Source organism: Varibaculum cambriense DSM 15806, assembly GCF_000420065.1.
Classification (GTDB): domain Bacteria; phylum Actinomycetota; class Actinomycetes; order Actinomycetales; family Actinomycetaceae; genus Varibaculum; species Varibaculum cambriense.
On the sequence record NZ_ATUF01000002.1, the window covers coordinates 294932 to 307828 of the forward strand.

Genomic DNA, 12897 nt, shown 5'->3' on the forward strand with positions numbered 1-12897 from the left:
AGTTTTATCTTTGTAAAAGAATCAGCAGCGCGTTAATCAGGTGAATCCAAATATTTATCAATACTGTGACCAGCAAGAACAGTACAATAAAACTCAAATCTAGGGCGATAGTCCCAAGCCGCAGAGGTTTAATGAATCTCCCTAAAAATCGTAAGGGCGGATCAGTTAATCCAAAGACCAAGTTACAAAGAAAAAGCGTAACCGAGTTCTTTGGCCGCCAACTGGGATTCAATGCCATCACCCAAGACAGCACCGCCCGCACTATCAACGCCAGAATATAGAGCTGGAGAAGCCATCTGCCTATCTGGCCAACCCAATAGACTAAAGTGAGCATCTATCAGCTTTGGTTGAAAAAGTCTCGCTTAGATCCCAGCGAAGATTCACCCTCGTCTACCTGTACCGATTTCGGAGAAAGTAAAAATACCCGGTTAGTAACTTTTTCAATTCCCCCGTCGAGGGCGAAGCTGAGACCCGCAGCAAAATCAATCATCCGCCGCGCTTCCAGGTCATTCATTGCCCCCAGATTCATAATCACCGGGGTGCCGTCTTTGAAGGCTTCCCCAATGTTTTGCGCCTCGTTATAGGTGGTAGGCCGGATGGTCACAATCCGCTTAAGCTCTGCAGCTGCTTCCGGCTGGGAACTGACTGTATGTGGGAAACGCAATGCCGGTTCTACTATCCGAGGACGGGGGGTGGGAACTTCAGAATCCGGAACTGTGCTTTCCAGCTCATCGCTGAATTCTTCGTTCTCTTGCGGTTCGGACAGGCCTAAATAGTCCATCGTCTTCCTCAAAGCGCCCATCAGGTTCTCCTTCTTCTAATACTGGTCTACAAAAACGTTAAACGGGACTGGCTTTTTTTCGAAGCATTAACGCGGCGTGTTCCCAAAACTAGGTACCTAAATGCGCAGTTCAGCCGGCTGGAACTTCGCGCCTACCCACTACAATTCCCGCAAACCTACCGGTAGCCCCATCACGACGATAGGAATAAAGGTTGCGGTCTTCAAAAGTGCAGCGTTTAGAAGCGAAAGTAATCCGGGCTCCCGCCGCTCTAAGCTGGGAAATTACGCCCGCTTGGAGATCCAAACCGGGGCTTCCCACCCGAGTACGCGACCAGGCAGCTGGCACATGCCCGGTCACATGGGTTCGCATCGCCTCGGGGACCTCGTAGCAGGCTCCACAGATAGCAGGCCCAATAGCGGCATGAATCTTGCCGCTCTGGGCTCCCAGTCTCCGTAAAGCCAGCACCGCTTCACGCACAATCCCGGTAACCATTCCGGCTCTGCCCGCATGCACGGCGGCCACCAGCAGACCATCATCGGAAGCCAGTAGCAGAGGCACACAATCGGCCACCATCACTCCCGCCGCCGGGGTGGTTAGTCCCAGTTCTACGAATTCGCGAGTGTCGATGATGATCCCGTCGGCCTCTACCGGAGCATTGGTATGACCGGGACGGACTTGCACTACCCGGTTGGAATGGGCCTGATGCATCCAGACCACTTTCCGCCCGATCGCCTCGTCAACGATTCTCCGGTTTTCCGCTACGGTATCGGGGTTATCTCCGACGTGATCTCCCAGGTTGAGGGTAGCGTATGTTCCGGAGGAGTGCCCCCCGATCCGGTTGGTAAAAACCGCCTGCGCGCCACCAATGCGAAACATCGCGGCCTACCGCATGAAGTCGGGTACATCTAGACCCGACTCTTGATCGTCGTCCTCGAACACTCGCGGCACGGTTAAGGTGCTATCGTCCTCGCTCTTGCGGTTTACCCCAAAGTTATCGCGGTAGCTGCTGCTAGGGGTGTCATTTTCTTTACGATTAAAGGCGTCGCGCGAGGGTGGGGTTACCGGCAGCCGGTGCGCTCCTCTGGTAACGCTGGTACGCGGTAGATCCCCGACGCTGCGTTCGTCCTCTTTAAGCACTGCGCGGCGCGGGAAGGCCGGGATAGCGGAAGTTACCGTGGAGTCCTCCCCGGTTTTTTCTTTTACGGAGGAGGCGGCGGGTTCGGAGGCCGGCTCGGGCGCAGCTTTCTTCTCTACCCGCGCGCTCTTTTTACCCTTCTTAGGATCATCAAACCCGGCGGCAATAATGGTCACCCGAATCTGGTCACCCAAAGATTCATCAACGTTGGCACCGAAAATAATATTGGCTTCGGGGTGCACCATTTCGCGTACCATATCGGCAGCGCGATGCACCTCCAGCAATCCCATATCTGAGCCGCCTTGGAAGAACATCAACACTCCCAGCGCTCCGTCGATATCGGCTTCTAGTAGCGGGGACATAAAGGCGGCTTCGGCGGCGCGGATTGCGCGGTCTTCCCCGGTGGCCGAGCCAATCCCCATCAGCGCAGTCCCCGCCCCTTTCATTACGCTTTTCACGTCTGCGAAGTCCACGTTAATGAGGGCGGAAGTGGTAATCAGGTCGGTGATACCCTGCACGCCGGAATGTAGAACTTCGTCAGCCGCGGAGAAGGCATCCACCATGGTGATGTTTTGATCTGAGATTTCCAGGAGGCGATCGTTGGGAATCACGATAATGGTATCTACTTCTTTGCGCAGCGCCTCTACCCCGGCTTCTGCCTGCGTATGACGACGCTTGCCCTCAAAGGAGAAGGGCCGGGTAACTACCCCGATGGTCAGGGCGCCCATTTCCCGTGCCACCCGTGCCACGATGGGAGCGCCCCCCGTACCGGTACCGCCGCCCTCGCCAGCGGTAACGAAGACCATGTCCGCCCCTTCTAGGGTGTCTTTGATTTCCTCTTCGTTATCAGCAGCAGCGCGTTCACCCACTTTGGGATCGGCACCGGCGCCGAGGCCGCGGGTTTCTTCCCGTCCGATGTCCAGTTTCACGTCCGCATCTGACATCATTAGTGCCTGCGCATCAGTGTTAATCGCGATGAACTCTACGCCTTTGAGGCCGAACTCAATCATGCGGTTAACGGCATTTGCTCCGCCCCCGCCGATGCCTACAACTTTAATATCTGCCAGGTTGGTATCTGGTACTGTCACGGTCGCCCTCCGATCTAACCCTAAAGCTTTAGTTTAGAGTTAGGATTATTAGCCCTCTTGGTCAAACGAAAATCCTATGTAAAGAGGAGTTTTCAGCAAGCATTATGGGCGCGTGTTGCCCATTTCCCCATAAAAGTTTCCCGTTTGCTCTCCCGGCATATTATTAGAGACAAGAAGTAACTCAGGAGGAAACATGCCCACCATTTTTACCCGCATTATCGCTGGAGAAATCCCCGGTGAATTCTGCTGGAAAGACGATATCTGTGTCGCCTTCGCCGACATTAACCCCATCACCCCCGGACACGTGCTGTTAGTTCCCCGCCGGGAAGTCGAAAACTACTGGGACGCCCCCACCGCAGAGCTACAGCACCTAACGAAAGTGGCACAGATTATCGGGCGCGCCCAAAGGCAGGCGTTCGGCTCAGAGCGCTCCTGCCTGAGTATCGCCGGATTCGACGTCCCCCATTTACATCTGCACCTAATTCCGGCCAACTCTATGGAAGACATTAAGTTCGCTCATGCCCAACCGGCCACTGCTGAGGAGATTGCTGCTGCTATGCAGAAGCTGCGCCAGGCGATTGCCGCCCAGGGACACGCCCGTGAGGCGGGAGCCCGCGCCTAAGGGACAGCAATTTCTGCTAGCGCCCGGCGCAAATAATCAAGTTCACTGGCATCAAACCAGGAAAGAGGCTCTGCGGCCAGCTCTTCCCAAAGTTCCAGTGCTGGCGAGGTCGCTGCCGTTAGATCGTCACTTACCTCGCCAAAGTCACCGCGACACCACGCTGCGGCCTGCTCTGTGCCCATCTGCGAGCGCACCTTTGCGCAAAGCTCCCAGCTGTCGGAACTGTCTACCTGCAGGCTCACTAAGCGCTGCCAGTCAAAGCCAGATTTAACCGCAAATACTCCGGGGGCGGTTTCCTCGCCCAATTCCTGAGGTTTAGCATCGAGCGCTGCGACTATTCTCCCCGGATACCCCGCTACTTCCCCCTGGAGGCAGGACATAGCGGACATGGTCATCGCCAAATCTTCCGCCGACTCACTGTCGAGGGGATCCAGCCCCCAAAGCTGACAAAATCCCGCATTGCCCTGCCAGGCGGAGGGGGAATACAGATGTGGTTCTAACAGGTCAGATACCGCGAGGGGAAGATAAATTCGCACCTGACAATTGTAGCGGCTAGCCCGGGAATCTCAGGCCCTTAAGTGCTGTGTTGCACAAATACCTGATTGTCAACCAGCTCCCACCACAAAAACCCCGACAAAAACTCACTTTTCTTTAACCTTTTCTTAATTGCTTTTTATTATCAGACCCCCATAAACGGCTTTAAAAGATATAAATATTTGCGTATACCTGTTTAAACAGTTCGAGAACGCACATTGGCAACGGAGCCTCCATTCCCCCGCTTCTCTAATGAATTAGCATTTTCCTCTAATATTTAAAGGATTTGAGTCGATGAGTTTAGCAGCGCAAAGCCTCCTCCCCCAGGAGGTAACAGAAACAGATGTTGTCCCGGAAATAGACAAGGTAAACCGGGGGCAAGAGCTTTTTCCGCCCGGAAAACCGTTAGTAACAATCTGTCCCCAAGACGGCGATACTCCTGGCCCCTGCGCGATAATTTGTCCTGAACTGCCGCGGATTCCCCTAAGCCCCAAATACGGCCGCCTCGAAGTACAGACTCTGCTACCTCGCCCCCAAGCGAGTAAGAACCCAGCTACTAAACCGGCAGGCACACCCCTATCGTCATTACCTCAGATAAAACCGTGGGTAGCAACCGCCGTGAAAACCATATTCGAAGTGTTCTCTGGCCGCCGCTCCGCGCAGGCGGTAACTAACTGGTTTACCCCGGACTTAAAGAGGCCTTTTCTGGCATTAGCGCGCAGTGAACGACATCGTCCCCTGCCCACAGCGATTCAGATCCGCCGAATTCTTTGTCGCAAAGTCGGGATCGGGACTGAGGGTGGCGGCGCCTTCGAAGTCGCGGTCAGTATCAGTGACGGGTCTCGGGTACGGGCAGTGGCGATGCGTATCATCCCCTGCGGGAAAAAATGGAAAATCTCGGCGCTCGAGATCGGATAAACGACTAATCCGGTGGCTGCCGACAAACTATCAGTTCTATCCGCGGTTTGCCCCTAAACCTCTCCCCCAGTTGCCGAAAATCTGCAGCAGCCAATAGAAGTTCCAGAAAGTGCCGCTAGCCTTAGCGCTAACGGCACCTCCGGGAAAGTTTAGCGACGTTTTTGGCGCTTCTTTTGCGCGCGGCGCTGAGCACGGTTACCGCCTTGCGCGGCGGTTTGCCGCGCGGCCTCGGCACCAAAAGCTGAGCCTTGCCCAGCTGCTCCCGCACCAGCCGGTACCGTTTCCGAGGATTCCTTATGTCCGGTATCCCCCATTACCGAGCCTTCCGCCAGTGCCTTCTTCTTGGCTTGCTCCGCTTGCTGCTTTTCTACCTCTAGCTGCTGCTCATAGACCTGCTGGAACTGGTGGGAGAAATTGAAGATCCCGGTGACAGTATCTTCCCTCACCTGTCCCATCATGTTTTCGAACATTAGCGCGCCCTCGGACTTGTACTCCACCAGGGGGTCACGCTGCCCCATTGCTCGCAGACCAATACCTTCTTTGAGGTAGTCCATCTCGTAGAGGTGCTGTTGCCACAGGCGGTCCACCGTAGCCAGCAGCACCCGGCGTTCCAGTTCTGCCATCGGCTGGTCACCCAACTGATCAATCGCAATCGGGTTCTCGTTTACCTGATCCAGAATTTCTTCATAGGCATCGGCAATATCGTTTTGCAGCATATGTTCTAGCTCAGTAGCCGAAATATGCAGGAAGGAGCCGTCCTCGTCTTTGAGCTCCGAAAGCGAGGCACGCACCGGATAAACCGCGCGCAGGTTGTTCCACAGTTTTTCCAAATCCCATTCGTTAGAATCGGCGCCTTCACTGGTGGCGTGGGTAACCGCCTCTTTAATCAAAGTCCGCAGGTAAGAAGGAATCAGCTCATCGAGATCGATTTCTTTATGTAGCACTTCTTGACGTTCGGTGTAAATCAGGTCACGCTGATCAGTCATCACGTCGTCATATTTGAGGACGTTTTTACGGATCTCGAAGTTCTGCGCTTCCGTCTGGTGCTGCGCGGACTGGATACGCCCGGAAACCATCTTGGATTCGAGCGGTAGATCCTCGGGGTAGAGCGAAGAGTTCATGAACCGGGTAACGAACGCCGCCATGTTCTTCATCATCAACGGGTCATCCATCGCCAGATAGAAGCGGGATTCCCCGGGGTCACCTTGACGTCCCGAACGCCCGCGCAACTGGTTATCAATGCGGCGAGCATCGTGACGTTCGGTACCGAGGACGTAGAGTCCACCCAGTTCAACTACCTCTTCGTGTTCGTCGGCTACCTCGGCCTCGGCCTCGGTAAGGGCGTCCTCCCAGGCTTCCTGCCATTCGGAGAGGTTCTCCTCCGGATCCAGGCCACGCGCGCGCAGTTTCTGATCCGCGATATGTTCCGGGTTGCCGCCGAGCATAATGTCGGTACCACGCCCGGCCATATTGGTGGCCACGGTAACCATGCCTTTACGTCCGGCATCGAACACCACCTGGGCTTCATGGGCGTGCTGCTTGGCGTTGAGCACGTTGTGAGGCACCCCGGCCTCATCTAGCAGGATGGAAAGTTCTTCCGACTTGGCAACATCGGTGGTGCCTACCAGAATCGGCTGGCCTTTTTCGTAACGTTCTTTAATATCGTTAACTATTGCCTTGAGCTTGCCGCGCCGGGAAGGGTAAACCAAATCCGGCTGATCAATGCGGATCATGGGCTTATTGGGCGGAATTGGGATTACCCCGATCTTGTAGGTGTTCATGAACTCGGCCGCCTCGGTTTCCGCGGTACCGGTCATGCCCGAAAGTTTGTTGTACAGGCGGAAATAGTTCTGCAAAGTGATGGTAGCCAAGGTCTGGTTCTCGGCTTTCACCGGAACGTGTTCCTTGGCTTCAATCGCCTGGTGCATGCCCTCGTTGTAGCGTCGACCCTCCATTACGCGCCCGGTATGTTCGTCAACGATTAACACTTCCCGGTTGCGGACAATATAGTCCCGATCCCGTTTGAACAGCTCTTTTGCCTTAATAGCGTTGTTGAGGAAGCCAATCAAGGGGGTGTGGGAGGCTTCGTAGAGGTTCTCGATTCCTAAGAAATCCTCGACCGCGGCGATCCCCACATCGGTGACCCCCACGGTACGTTTCTTTTCGTCGACCTCGTAATCCATATCTTTTTCTAGGCGGGTTACCAGGGATGCGAACTTGTTGTACCACTGATCAGCCTCGCCTTGGGCGGGACCGGAAATAATCAGCGGGGTTCGCGCTTCGTCAATCAGGATAGAGTCGACCTCGTCGACAATCGCGAAGTTATGTCCGCGCTGCACAATGTCTTCTACTCGCTGCACCATATTGTCGCGCAGATAGTCGAATCCGAACTCGTTATTGGTGCCGTAAGTAATATCTGCTTGGTATTGTTTTACCCGCTCTGTGGGGGTTTGACCGTTGACAATACAACCTACGGTTAGTCCCAGGAAGCGATAGACGCGCCCCATCAGTTCACTTTGGTAACTGGCGAGGTAGTCGTTAACCGTGACTACGTGCACGCCTTTGCCGCTAAGAGCGTTGAGGTAGCTGGGCATGGTGGCGACCAGGGTTTTACCTTCACCGGTTTTCATTTCGGCGATATTGCCATTATGGAGGGCGATACCTCCCATCACCTGCACGTGATAGGGCTTTTGTTTGAGGACGCGCCAGGCGGCCTCCCGCACAGTCGCGAAGGCGTCCACCAGGATTTCATCCTCACTTGCCCCGTTTGCCAGCGCCTCTTTGAATTCAGCGGTCTTGGCTTTTAGCTCTTCGTCGCTGAGGGCAGCGTATTCTTCCTCTTTCGCCACAACTTCGTGAGCTGTCCGGTCTAGGCGTTTGAGAATCCGTCCCTCACCCATCCGCAGGATCTTTTCAAAAAACGACATTAGTTCTCCCGTGTGTTCGCTCCGTTTACCGATTCTATATGGCTGCGGCAAAAAGCACGATTAGTTATTTTAGTTTTTCCTCTCGGCGTAGCGCCTGGTGGTACTGGTTTTAAGGCTCCAAGCTTGACCGGCTGATGGTCCCACCCCAGCTTTGCCCGCTGTTTCACGCCCCTAACTTTGCCCGTAACTCCCGCGCCACATCGGTATCTTCCCAGGTAAACCCGGAACGTCCGAAATGCCCGTAGGCGGCGGTACGAGAATAGATAGGTCGGCGCAGCGACAGACGATCGATAATTGCTGCCGGTCGCAAATCAAAGGTCTCTCGCACGGCCTGAAGGATCTGGGCTTTATCCATCTTTTCGGTGCCGAAGGTTTCCAGTTCTATCGAAACCGGGTGCGCCGAACCGATAGCGTATGCCACCTGCAGTTCCGCCCTATCCGCAAGTCCGGCCGCCACTACGTTCTTGGCTACCCACCTGGCCGCATAGGCCGCGGAGCGATCAACTTTAGAAGCGTCTTTTCCAGAGAAGGCGCCTCCACCGTGGCGCGCCATTCCCCCGTAGGTGTCGACGATTAGTTTGCGACCGGTAACTCCGGTATCAGCAGCTGGGCCTCCCAAGATGAAGCGTCCCGCTGGATTCACGAGGGTACGGAAATTGCTATCTTCAATCCACGGAACCTGGGCAATGACCGGGTCGATTACGGCGGCTTTTACTTCTGCTCGCAGGTCTTTGAGGTTTGCGGAGGCGCGATGCTGGGTGGAGAGCACGATGGTGTCTAACCCTACCGGGCGCCCGTCCTCGTAACGTACCGTTACCTGAGTTTTCCCATCAGGGCATAGGTAGTCGAGGATTTTTTCCCGCCGGACTTTTTCGAGTTGCTTAGATAAGCGATGCGCCAGCCAGATCGGGGCGGGCATTAAATCGGGGGTTTCGTTGCAGGCATAGCCGAACATCATCCCTTGGTCGCCGGCTCCTTGCTGGTCAAAAGCATCTACCGCTGATCCTTCGCGAGTTTCCCAGGAGTCTTGCACTCCTTGAGCAATATCGGGGCTCTGACGGTCGATAGACACCAGCACTCCACAAGAATCTCCATCGAAACCAATATCAGAGGAGTTGTAACCGATTTCGTTAATGGTCCCGCGCACTAGGGTCTGCAGGTCAACGTAACCAGAAGTGGTGATTTCGCCGGCCAGATGCACCTGCCCGGTAGTGGCCATCACTTCCACGGCAGACCGCGCCTCCGGGTCTTGCTCTAGCAAGGCATCCACGATGGTGTCGGCGATGCGGTCACAGACTTTGTCGGGGTGTCCGCTGGTGACGGATTCAGAAGTAAAAATCGACTGCTTTGCGCTCATAGTCTCCAGTTTATGGCAGCGCTGGCGGTTGCGGGAAATAGGAGGGACTTAAGCAGAGTTAAGCGTTAGAAGTCACCATAATACGCCCTTAAACGTCGCCGGAGGGTGATCTGGTACCGGGAGGGTGTTTATGTCACCTTCTCCGCGCCGGAGGGTGTTCTGATACCGGGAGGGTGATTTTGTCCGTGGAGGGCGATTCTGCACGCCCTCACAAGCCACTACAGGTACAATGCCGACATTTCCACCCTCCAGAGACGATTACACCCTCCCGCGACATTTCCGCCCCCCCTAGGACACTTCCACCCTCCAGAGTGAATTGTTGAAAAGTCAGTTCCAGATCCTGCGCGGCGTTGAAGAGACGAGAGTACGGGGTGCTTAAAAACGGCAATAAGACAACAAATATCTGAGCTTTATCCAGATTTGACGATCTGTCCTGGTGCCACAACACCGGCATATCTGACGACAACCTGTGGATAACTTTGTTGCGTAATTCATCGAAATTGAAATTAGAAATGCGACAGGAAAATTCATTAAATTAAACACTTAATTTCCATTATTTTTAAATACAACTAAGTATTCTTTTGTAACTTTTATCGCGAAATTGGCGTTTTTAAATGCTTTTAAGCATAAAACAGCACATTTTGGGCGTTGGGGCGACATTCGCGCCCCATAAAAGTCCCGCAACACCACTTTCACGACACATAGCTAACTTATGGTGTATTTCATATAAACCTTTAATTGCCTGCACGTTCACTAGGAGGCTGCGGCACCAACAAACCAAAGAAAGAAGAATATCCGCAGGTAAGACGGGTAAGCACCAGGACGATAAAGCTTGCGGCAGACAGTAGAGTCTCGGGAACCAACACGACGGAGCCAGAAAAACTCATTTTGATTCGAAAAAATACAGATTTAATACCTTAATTGCGTGTATAAAATCGTTATTTTGGGGGTCTGATCAGGGGCTATACCTCTTTAAATTCGCTTTGGCAGCATATTACGTAAAGAGTGCTTGTAATCGACCAGTTTGTGGTGTGTGCGAACATAAGCTCGTGAAGAACGGTAAGAGGAGAACAAAACTAGGAAGAATCCTGCGGTTTGCGCTGCAACGCAAAGCGCAACGAAACCATTTGCGTTGCACTTGCGCTTCTAATGCTCAGTTTTCAGTGCTGACTACGCCACCACATAACACAGCGAACAATACAATCCGAGACAAGCAGCTATCCCCTGCCCTGTACCACAACGACACCCTGCTCGCCTTGATTACCCAGCACCCGACCAGAATATGACGCTACCTGTGGCAACAGACCGCTAGCACCCAGTAGCCGCCACTATTCCTCGGCACTGGATTCGCGGTCGCCAGTGGGTACTACCATTACGGGGCAGGCGGCATGAGCCAAGATAGATTGCGAGGTGGAACCCATTAGCGCACCTGCGAATCCTCCGCCTCCACGAGTACCTACCACCACCAGGTCAACGGCGGTGGAAAATTCCGTCAGCAACGCCGCCGGATTGCCGTCTAGGGCGTGAGAATGTACTTTCACCCCGCTATCAGCGGTTTCTTCCTTACAAGTTTGTTTAAGTTGGTCACGTACATCCCGCAAAATGCTGTCGCGATCTACCGTTGCCGGCAACCAGGACAAGATCCCGGCGGATGATGCCAGGGGAACCGCATCCACGGCGGTTACTTCCGCGCCCCAGACTTGGGCTTCTTTGATAGAGCAGCGCAAGGATTTGCGGGAACGCGTGGAACCGTCAAATCCAATCACGATTTTCTTTACTGGCACGAATTGGTCATCCGCACCCCGCCGCGGTACTACCACTACTGGACAGCGAGAATAGGCAGGCAAAGCCGAAGAGGTCGCCCCCAATAACCGGTCAGTGAACCCGCCGCCTCCCCGGGTACCGACCACAATCAGATCGACTTCCTGCGACAGTTGCACCAAAATCGCGGTGGGATCACCCGCCTCCACCCGCCCTTCGGCCTGATAGCCTAGTTTTTTGAGATGGGCGATAGCTTCGTCAACTACGGTTTGCGCACTTTCGCGAATCGCATCATTGTCTACCACTGCGAATCCGGAATCCATGGAGGCTGCCGTATAGGAAGGCAGGGCGTAGGCACATAATACTTGCAGCTTGCTGCCGCTTTGCTGGGCGCGCACACCCGCCCATTCCGCGGCCTCTAAAGATTCTGGGGAGCCGTCAACGCCCACTAAAATAGTTTCTTTTCCCGACATGATTTGTCCCCCTTCTGCTGCGCCTATGCCTGCTGACTCCTATTTTATAGACCTGAGGGCGCCTTTACTCTGAAATGAACCGTGCGCGCTGAAACTAAGGCCGAAACGGATGGTGTTCAGGTGAAGCTTTTTTCTTTTTCCTGAAGAGACGTTTGGTGGCTTTTTGCGCCGGTCTTGCTAGCTTTGGGGGCGCGAGCGGAATTACGCGACCCTGCGGAATGGCGCGATGCTTTACGTTTACGCGATTCCCGGAACTTCTTTGCTCTTTCCGCCCGGGTTAATCTACCTATTTGCGCGAGATTTTCTGCTTCCTCGAGGTTATCTTCTTCATCGTCTTTTTTACGGCCGTTTCGCAGGTACCGCGCCACGATAGTCCCTCCCACTGCGGAAATAAGTATCGGGAGGATCATCCACCAGCGCAACGCATCCCACCAGGTGGGTCCTTCTTCGTTCATCGGGGGCGCTGTCTTGAGGGGGATACGTTCGGCGGTAACTACCAGGCGGTGGGTGTTAGTGCCGTAGGGGGTGCAGGTGAACAGGGTCAGGATATCTTTGCCCGGTACGGGATGGAATAACTCTAACTGGGTGGGTTTGATTACGTGGATAGCGCGGACTTTATAGGCGAGCTTTTTTCCTGCCACCTGCACGTAGGCAATATCGCCGACTTTGACATCGTGAAGCCCGTCAAACAAACTGGCGGTTCTCATCCCGGAATGGGCGGTGAGGACGGCGTTTACTCCTTTACCTCCAACTGGCAGTCCGGTACCGAAAAGATGCCCGGCGCCACGGGCAATCGCGTCATCTTCGGTGCCGTGCCGCACCGGTAGGTCGATTTTTGCGGAGGGCACTACTAGCCGCGCCATCACGTCTCCAGGGAGGGTCGCTAGGTATTCTTGATATTCTTCCGACCCGGTTTTAGTCATCTGGTAGAGGTAGGGGTCAAGAATGGGGATGCCACGGATATTGTGGTTATATTCGTGTGCCGCTTTCAGCAGCGCCTGAGACTGATCAGGATGGGCAGACATCTGTTTCATTTCTTGCGCTTGCATGCGCGAGATTTCCCCAATACGCACGTTGCCAATGAAAATAGCGACTACCGGATACAGCAAGAGCAGGGCTCCCACTGCTGTCAAAATGATGATTAAAGTTTTTCGCACCGCGGTTCCCTCCCCTCGTTTTCTTAGCTGTTTACGCCTTACTATTCTTTTAGCTGGCTCGGTATTTTCTTAACCCAACTCGGATGCTTGAGCTTCCCGCAGTCTACATCGGGCTTTTTGCTTGTTTAGTTAGCTGCTTCTCC

11 protein-coding genes are annotated in these 12897 nt (G+C 54.2%); 2 read left to right on the plus strand and 9 right to left on the minus strand.

What is annotated here, in order from left to right; genetic code table 11:
* Positions 1-4 precede the first annotated feature (4 nt).
* From F605_RS0101445 to ftsZ, 4 genes are all read right to left on the minus strand, one after another.
* Complete coding sequence (locus F605_RS0101445) at positions 5-334, minus strand: YggT family protein (RefSeq protein ID WP_022864135.1); 330 nt, start codon at positions 332-334, stop codon at positions 5-7.
* 3 nt (positions 335-337) lie between these two features.
* A complete protein-coding gene (locus F605_RS0101450) occupies positions 338-802 on the minus strand; it encodes a cell division protein SepF (RefSeq protein WP_022864136.1) in 465 nt (154 codons plus the stop codon).
* A gap of 109 nt (positions 803-911) precedes the next feature.
* Positions 912-1658 carry a peptidoglycan editing factor PgeF gene (gene pgeF, locus F605_RS0101455; protein ID WP_022864137.1) on the minus strand — a complete coding sequence of 249 codons (747 nt, stop codon included), beginning with the start codon at positions 1656-1658 and terminating at the stop codon, positions 912-914.
* Positions 1659-1664: 6 nt separating this feature from the next.
* Positions 1665-3005, minus strand: coding sequence for a cell division protein FtsZ (gene ftsZ, locus F605_RS0101460; protein ID WP_022864138.1), 1341 nt, complete (start codon positions 3003-3005; stop codon positions 1665-1667).
* Between the two features lie 193 nt (positions 3006-3198).
* Between ftsZ and F605_RS0101465 the strand changes: the two genes are divergently transcribed.
* The gene (locus tag F605_RS0101465; RefSeq protein WP_027723496.1) at positions 3199-3627 is read left to right on the plus strand and encodes an HIT family protein; all 429 of its coding nucleotides are present in this window, start codon (positions 3199-3201) and stop codon (positions 3625-3627) included.
* Here F605_RS0101465 and F605_RS0101470 read toward each other — a convergent pair.
* Entirely contained in the window at positions 3624-4163 is a 540-nt protein-coding gene (locus F605_RS0101470; RefSeq protein ID WP_027723497.1) for a DUF6912 family protein, read from the minus strand. The genes F605_RS0101465 and F605_RS0101470 overlap by 4 nt on opposite strands.
* A 292-nt stretch (positions 4164-4455) precedes the next feature.
* On the opposite strand from F605_RS0101470, the gene F605_RS0101475 reads away from it, so the two are divergent.
* Positions 4456-5079, plus strand: a complete 624-nt coding sequence (locus F605_RS0101475) for an Rv3235 family protein (RefSeq protein ID WP_022864139.1) — start codon at positions 4456-4458, stop codon at positions 5077-5079.
* Positions 5080-5228: 149 nt separating this feature from the next.
* Here the strand turns inward: F605_RS0101475 and secA are convergent, their stop codons facing one another.
* The 4 genes from secA to F605_RS09230 form a co-directional block, all read right to left on the minus strand.
* Positions 5229-8006, minus strand: a complete 2778-nt coding sequence (gene secA / locus F605_RS0101480; RefSeq protein WP_022864140.1) for a preprotein translocase subunit SecA — start codon at positions 8004-8006, stop codon at positions 5229-5231.
* A 163-nt stretch (positions 8007-8169) separates the two neighbouring features.
* Positions 8170-9363, minus strand: a complete 1194-nt coding sequence (gene metK / locus F605_RS0101485; protein ID WP_022864141.1) for a methionine adenosyltransferase — start codon at positions 9361-9363, stop codon at positions 8170-8172.
* Between the two features lie 1328 nt (positions 9364-10691).
* Positions 10692-11597 (minus strand): universal stress protein, encoded by a 906-nt coding sequence (locus F605_RS0101490; protein ID WP_022864142.1) that lies wholly within the window; start codon positions 11595-11597, stop codon positions 10692-10694.
* A gap of 116 nt (positions 11598-11713) precedes the next feature.
* Positions 11714-12754 (minus strand): class C sortase, encoded by a 1041-nt coding sequence (locus F605_RS09230; RefSeq protein ID WP_022864143.1) that lies wholly within the window; start codon positions 12752-12754, stop codon positions 11714-11716.
* Between the last annotated feature and the right edge of the window lie 143 nt (positions 12755-12897).